The sequence below is a fragment of the Streptomyces sp. MspMP-M5 genome (genome assembly GCF_000373585.1).
GTDB lineage: Bacteria > Actinomycetota > Actinomycetes > Streptomycetales > Streptomycetaceae > Streptomyces.
Map to the genome: position 1 here is coordinate 68,445 of NZ_KB891903.1, position 6,596 is coordinate 75,040.

7 protein-coding genes are annotated in these 6,596 nt (G+C 72.3%); 5 read left to right on the plus strand and 2 right to left on the minus strand.

Annotation, left to right across the window (positions count from 1 at the left end; translation table 11 throughout):
- Window positions 1-65: 65 nt before the first annotated feature.
- Entirely contained in the window at window positions 66-746 is a 681-nt protein-coding gene (locus B073_RS0123795) for a response regulator transcription factor (RefSeq protein WP_016575659.1), read from the plus strand.
- A gap of 6 nt (window positions 747-752) precedes the next feature.
- The gene (locus B073_RS0123800) at window positions 753-2,000 is read left to right on the plus strand and encodes an ATP-binding protein (protein WP_018540587.1); all 1,248 of its coding nucleotides are present in this window, start codon (window positions 753-755) and stop codon (window positions 1,998-2,000) included.
- Between the two features lie 8 nt (window positions 2,001-2,008).
- Here B073_RS0123800 and B073_RS0123805 read toward each other — a convergent pair whose 3' ends face one another.
- Together B073_RS0123805 and B073_RS0123810 are read right to left on the minus strand one after the other, a co-directional pair.
- Window positions 2,009-2,518: a GtrA family protein gene (locus B073_RS0123805; RefSeq protein ID WP_026247671.1), complete on the minus strand. Its 510-nt coding sequence runs from the start codon at window positions 2,516-2,518 to the stop codon at window positions 2,009-2,011.
- Window positions 2,519-2,671: 153 nt separating this feature from the next.
- The gene (locus B073_RS0123810) at window positions 2,672-3,112 is read right to left on the minus strand and encodes a protease inhibitor I42 family protein (protein WP_202487098.1); all 441 of its coding nucleotides are present in this window, start codon (window positions 3,110-3,112) and stop codon (window positions 2,672-2,674) included.
- 183 nt (window positions 3,113-3,295) lie between these two features.
- Here B073_RS0123810 and B073_RS0123815 point away from each other — a divergent pair, with 183 nt between their 5' ends.
- Genes B073_RS0123815 through B073_RS0123825 form a run of 3 tightly spaced genes read left to right on the plus strand, consistent with a single transcriptional unit; the run spans window position 3,296 to window position 6,200 of the window.
- Complete coding sequence (locus B073_RS0123815; RefSeq protein ID WP_026247672.1) at window positions 3,296-4,447, plus strand: 5-(carboxyamino)imidazole ribonucleotide synthase; 1,152 nt, start codon at window positions 3,296-3,298, stop codon at window positions 4,445-4,447.
- Entirely contained in the window at window positions 4,444-5,028 is a 585-nt protein-coding gene (purE, locus tag B073_RS0123820) for a 5-(carboxyamino)imidazole ribonucleotide mutase (RefSeq protein ID WP_018540591.1), read from the plus strand. Before B073_RS0123815 ends, purE begins: the two co-directional genes overlap by 4 nt.
- Window positions 5,025-6,200: a dipeptidase gene (locus tag B073_RS0123825; RefSeq protein ID WP_018540592.1), complete on the plus strand. Its 1,176-nt coding sequence runs from the start codon at window positions 5,025-5,027 to the stop codon at window positions 6,198-6,200. Before purE ends, B073_RS0123825 begins: the two co-directional genes overlap by 4 nt.
- Window positions 6,201-6,596 lie beyond the last annotated feature (396 nt).

Here is a 6,596-nt window from a genome sequence, read left to right on the forward strand (position 1 = left end):
CCCCGCCGTCGCCCATCCGTGCTGGTCCGCCCCTCGCCCTCGGTACATCGGACTACCATCGGCCCATGACCCGTGTACTGCTCGCCGAGGATGACGCGTCCATCTCGGAGCCGCTCGCCCGCGCCCTGCGCCGCGAGGGTTACGACGTCGAGGTGCGTGAGGACGGCCCGACGGCGCTCGACGCCGGTCTCCAGGGCAATATCGACCTCGTGGTCCTGGATCTCGGGCTGCCCGGTATGGACGGCCTCGAAGTCTGCCGCCGACTGCGCAACGAAGGCCATTCCTTCCCCATCCTGGTACTGACCGCCCGCGCCGACGAGGTGGACACCGTCGTCGGCCTCGACGCCGGCGCCGACGACTACGTCACCAAGCCCTTCCGGCTCGCCGAGCTGCTCGCCCGGGTCCGGGCCCTGCTCCGGCGCGGCTCCACCGCCGAGCCCCAGCAGCCGCCCGCCACCCACGGCGTGCGGATCGACGTCGAGTCGCACCGCGCCTGGATGGGCGACGAGGAACTCCAGCTGACGGCCAAGGAGTTCGACCTACTGCGGGTGCTGGTGCGGGACGCCGGCCGGGTCGTCACCCGCGACCAGCTGATGCGCGAGGTCTGGGACACCACCTGGTGGTCGTCCACCAAGACCCTGGACATGCACATCTCCTGGCTCCGCAAGAAGCTCGGGGACGACGCCGCCAACCCCCGGTACATCGCCACCGTCCGCGGGGTCGGCTTCCGCTTCGAAAAGAGCTAGGGGCCCGTGCGCCGCCGACTGATCAACTCCACGCTCGCCGTGGTGCTCGTCGTCATCGCCGTCTTCGGCGTCTCCCTGGTGATCGTCGAGACCCGCACCATCCAGTCCGGCGCACAGGAGTCCGTGGCCTCCGAGGCGGTCCGGCTGGTCGGGATAGTGGAGAGCCGGCTCGGCAGCAACGAGAAGATCACCCCCGAGATCCTCTCGGAGCAGATCACCGCCCACCGCTACGCCGAGATCAAGGTGCCCGGCAAACCGAAGATCGAGATCGGCAGGCGGCCGGCCGGCGACGTGATCCGGTCCGAGGTGCGCGGCGACCGCGGCGAGTCCGTCATCGTCCAGGAGTCCCGCGCCACGGTCAGCGCGGAGATCGGCCGGACGCTGCTGGTGATCCTCGCCGTCGCCCTGCTGGCGATCCTGGCGGCCGTGGTGCTCGCCATCCGGCAGGCCCGCCGCCTCACCGCCCCCCTCACCGACCTCGCCGAGACCGCCGAGCGGCTGGGCTCCGGCGACCCCCGCCCCCGCCACCGCCGCTACGGCGTCCAGGAGCTGGACCGGGTCGCCGACGTCCTCGACGCCAGCGCCGAGCGGATCGCGCGGATGCTCACCGCCGAGCGGCGGCTGGCCGCCGACGCCTCCCACCAGCTGCGCACCCCGCTGACCGCGCTGTCCATGCGGCTGGAGGAGATCACCCTCACCGACGACCCGGACACCGTGAAGGAAGAGGCCACCATCGCGCTGGCCCAGGTGGAGCGGCTGACGGACGTCGTCCAGCGGCTGCTGACCAACTCCCGGGACCCGCGCACCGGCTCGGCCGTCGCCTTCGACCTCGACGAGGTCGTCAAGCAGCAGATCGAGGAGTGGCGCCCGGCCTACCGCAGCGCCGGACGGGCCATCGTCCGCTCCGGCAAGAAGGGCCTGCGGGCCGTCGGCACCCCGGGCGCGGTCGCCCAGGTGCTGGCCACCCTGATCGAGAACTCCCTGATGCACGGCGACGGCACGGTCGCCCTACGCACCCGCGTCACCGGCAACCAGGCCGTCGTCGAGGTCACCGACGCCGGCCCCGGCGTCCCGCCGGACCTCGGCTCCCGGGTCTTCGAACGGACCGTCTCCGGCCGCAACTCCACCGGCCTCGGGCTCGCCGTCGCCCGCGACCTGGCCGAGGCGGACGGCGGTCGTCTGGAACTCCTCCAGCAGCACCCGCCGGTCTTCGCGCTGTTCCTGGCCCGGGAGGGCGAGCTCACCGAGGAGTGAGCCGGGCGCTACTTCCGGGCGGCGCCGCTCGGCAGCCGGGAGTCGTCCGCCAGGAACGACTCCGCGGTCTCCACCGCCTCCCGGGCGGGCAGCGCCCGGAAGACCCAGGTGCGGTACGACCAGAAGCGGAAGAGCGTGGCGATGCCGATGCCCAGGAACTTGAAGACGTTGTTCTGCAGCGGGGCGTCCCAGCCGAAGCCGTAGGTCGCGGTGTAGAGGATGCCGTTCTCGATGATCAGGCCGACGACGCTGAACAGCAGGAACAGCGTCAGCTCGCGGGTCCGGCCGCGCTTGTCGCGGTCCCGGTAGGCGAAGTAGCGGTAGCCGACGTAGTTGGTGACGGTGGCCACCACGGTCGCCACGATGCTCGCCCGGACGACGGGCAGTTCGGTCAGGTGCCGGACGAGGTTGAAGACCGCGAAGTTCACCACGACCCCCGCGCCGCCGACGGCGCCGAACTTCACGACCTCCCGGACGAGCCCCTCCAACCGTGAGCGCAGCGCGCTCCGTTCACTCATGGTGATCGTTCAGCTCCCCGTCGTGGGCGGTAGGCGGGCCGGCGACCCGGTCGGGCCCCCTCATGCTAACCACGCCCGCCGGAGCGCGGGACCCGGACGGCCCCTCCCGTCCGCCCCCGTACGGATACGGCCATGACCGTCCGCGACCGGCCGTCAGCCCACCGTCACACGGAAGTTGAGGACCTCGGCGCCCGGCTCGTCCGCCGCCCCCGCCGCACACCGCAGACAGTGCAGGAGCCGCAGGTCGGTGCGGCCCGGGCGGACCGCCGCGAAGTCCAGCGCCCGGGAGCCGTGGTGGGCGGACGGCGGTCCGGCGCCGTCGTCCGGTGCGATCCGCCGCTGCCCGGCGGCCCGCAGAACGGCCGGATCCGGTCGCGGGGCGGCGACGATCCAGTGGTAGCCGTCGCCGGGGTCGTCGGGCACCTCGAGGGTGAAGCGGTCGCCGGCGGAGACCGAGATCTCGGTGTCGCCGGGGCCGAACACCTCGGGGCCGGACAGCTGGCTGATCACCGAGTGCAGAGCGACCAGCAGGGCGGTGACCGCGACGACGGCCACCAGCGCCCGGGAGTTCCTCGTTATGCCGCCGCTCTCCATGCGGCCTCCCTCTGTCGCCGGACCGGGGCCGTGGCCCGCCGCCGGTCACCGCCGGACGACGGCCCGGCCCCTCCGGAACCTCACCGTGCTCGTGATCTTTCCCGATCGCCCTCGAACGCGTCTCTCGGACGATCCTCCAAGTCCGGGTCGGGTGCACGACCACCGGGCGGCTACCCTGGGGGCGTGACGTTCCCGGTAGTCGGCATGGTCGGTGGCGGTCAGCTCGCCCGTATGACCCACGAGGCGGGTATCCCCCTCGGCATCAAGTTCAAGCTCCTCAGTGACACTCCGCAGGACTCGGCGGCGCAGGTGGTCGGCGATGTCGTCGTCGGCGACTATCGCGATCTGGACACCCTCCGCGCGTTCGCCCGCGGCTGCGATGTGATCACCTTCGACCACGAGCACGTGCCCACCGAGCACTTGCGGGCCCTGGAGGCCGACGGCATCCCCGTCCGCCCCGGCCCCGACGCGCTGGTGCACGCCCAGGACAAGGGCGTGATGCGGGCGAAGCTGGACGCCATCGGCGTGCCCTGCCCGCGCCACCGCATCGTCTCCGACCCGGCCGACGTCGAGCGCTTCGCGGCCGAGGGCGCCGGCTTCCCGGTGATCCTCAAGACCGTCCGCGGCGGCTACGACGGCAAGGGCGTCTGGCTGGTGCGATCCTCCAAGGAGGCGCAGGAACCGTTCCTCGCCGGAGTGCCCGTCCTGGCCGAGGAGAAGGTCCCCTTCGTCCGAGAACTGGCCGCCAACGTCGTCCGCTCCCCGCACGGCCAGGCCGTCGCCTACCCGGTCGTCGAGTCCGTCCAGGTCGACGGCGTCTGCGACACCGTGATCGCCCCGGCCCCCGGCCTCTCCGACGCGCTCTCCACCCACGCCCAGCAGCTCGCCCTGCGGATCGCCGACGAACTCGGCGTCGTCGGACACCTCGCGGTCGAGCTCTTCGAGGTCCGGGACGCCGACGGCGCCCCCGCCGTCCTCGTCAACGAGCTGGCCATGCGCCCGCACAACTCCGGCCACTGGACCCAGGACGGCGCGATCACCTCGCAGTTCGCCAACCACGTCCGCGCCGTCCTCGACCTCCCGCTCGGCGACCCGCGCCCGCGCGCCCGCTGGACGGTGATGGCCAACGTCCTCGGCGGCGACTACCCCGACATGTATGCGGCGTACCTCCATTGCATGGCACGCGATCCGCAGTTGAAGATTCACATGTACGGCAAGGACGTGAAGCCGGGCCGCAAGGTCGGGCACGTCAACACCTACGGCGACGACCTGGCGGATGTGCGTGAGCGCGCCGCGCACGCCGCCGGATACCTGCGAGGAACGATCACGGAATGACCGCCCAGCCGCCCCCCGCCGCCGCGACGCGCGCCGACGCCCGCCCCTACGACGGCGGGCCCGCCGTCGGCATCGTCATGGGCTCCGACTCCGACTGGCCCGTCATGGAGGCCGCCGCCCAGGCCCTGGAGGAGTTCGAGATCCGCTACGAGGTCGACGTCGTCTCGGCCCACCGCATGCCGCACGAGATGATCGCCTACGGCGAGCAGGCGGCCGCCCGCGGCCTGAAGACGATCATCGCCGGCGCCGGGGGAGCCGCCCACCTGCCGGGCATGCTCGCCTCCGTCACCCCCCTCCCGGTCATCGGCGTCCCCGTCCCCCTCAAGTACCTCGACGGCATGGACTCCCTCCTCTCCATCGTCCAGATGCCGGCCGGCGTCCCGGTCGCCACGGTCTCCGTCGGCGGCGCCCGCAACGCCGGACTGCTCGCCGCCCGGATGCTCGCCGCCCACGACCCCGAACTCCTCGCCCGTATGCGGGAGTTCCAGCAGGAGCTGAACGAGCAGGCCACCGAGAAGGGCCGGCGGCTGCGCAACAAGGTCGCCGGCGCGGCCGGCTTCGGCTTCGGGGGCGGCAAGTGACGGCCGCCCTGGACGCCGCCCGCGACCTGCTCGCCCGCTGGCCGGTCGTCGACGGCCACAACGACCTCCCCTGGGCACTGCGCGAACAGGTCACCTACGACCTCGACCGGCGCGACGTCGCCACCGACCAGAGCGCCCACCTGCACACCGACATCCCCCGGCTGCGCGCCGGCGGGGTCGGCGCACAGTTCTGGTCGGTGTACGTACGCTCCGACTACACCGGCGACCACGCCGTCAGCGCCACCCTGGAACAGATCGACGTCGTACGGCAGTTGACCACCCGTTACGCAGCCGACCTACGTCTCGCGGCCACCGCCGACGACATGGAGGCGGCCCGCGCCGAGGGCCGCATCGCCTCCCTCATGGGCGCCGAGGGCGGCCACTCGATCAACAACTCCCTGGCCACCCTGCGGGCCTTCCACACCCTGGGCGTCCGCTACATGACGCTCACCCACAACGACAACAACGACTGGGCGGACTCGGCGACCGACACCCCCCGCCACCACGGCCTGTCGGCCTTCGGCGAAGAGGTCGTCCGCGAGATGAACCGCTGCGGGATGCTCGTCGACCTCTCGCACGTCTCGCCCGACACCATGCGCGACGCCCTGCGCGTCACCACCGCGCCGGTGATCTTCTCGCACTCCTCGGCCCGCGCCGTCTGCGACCACCCGCGCAACATCCCCGACGACGTACTGGCCCAACTGCCCGCCAACGGCGGCGTCGCGATGGCCACCTTCGTCCCGAAGTTCGTCCTGCCCGCCGCGGTCGAGTGGACCCTGCGCGCCGACGCGAACATGCGCGCCCACGGCCTGCACCACCTCGACACCACCGAGCGCGGCATGGCCGTCCAGCGCGCCTTCGAGGCCGCGAACCCCCGCCCGGCGGCCACCGCGGCGACCGTCGCCGACCACCTCGACCACATGCGCGAGGTCGCCGGCATCGACCATGTCGGCATCGGCGGCGACTACGACGGCACGGCCTTCACGCCGTCGGACCTCGCGGACGTAGCCGGCTATCCGAACCTCGTCGCCGAGCTTCTCGACCGCAAGTGGTCGGAGTCCGACGTCGCGAAGCTGACGTGGCGCAACGCGGTTCGTGTCCTCCGCGAAGCGGAGGATGTCGCTCGCGACGAGCGGAGTCGACGGGGGCCGTCGAACGCCACGCTCCGCTAAGCGGTTCCCACGTCGTCGGCTTCCCCGCCGGTCCGCTGCGCTTGGCTGGCTTCCCACGTTGTCGGCTTCCCCGCCGTAGGGGTTCGCCGTGTTGCGCCTGGCGGCGCTCGCTTGTTGTCCGCTGCGCGGGGCTGTTGGGTGCGGGGACGGGCCTGCGGGGGTGGTGTGCCGGACTGCTTCGCTTTACGTCCGGCACACCACCCCCTCCGGCCCGTCCCCTCCCGTTGGGGGTCGGATTTCAGGCCGGTTGCACCATCCGTCTGTGGGCCGGTGCCGGCTCTGGATTGATGGGTGACCGGCACTGATGAGCGACCCGCACCGGACCACTCACGTCAGCCCCCACCCACCGTCTTCCATGACCACCCACGGGAGGGGACGGGTCGGAGGGGCAGGGGG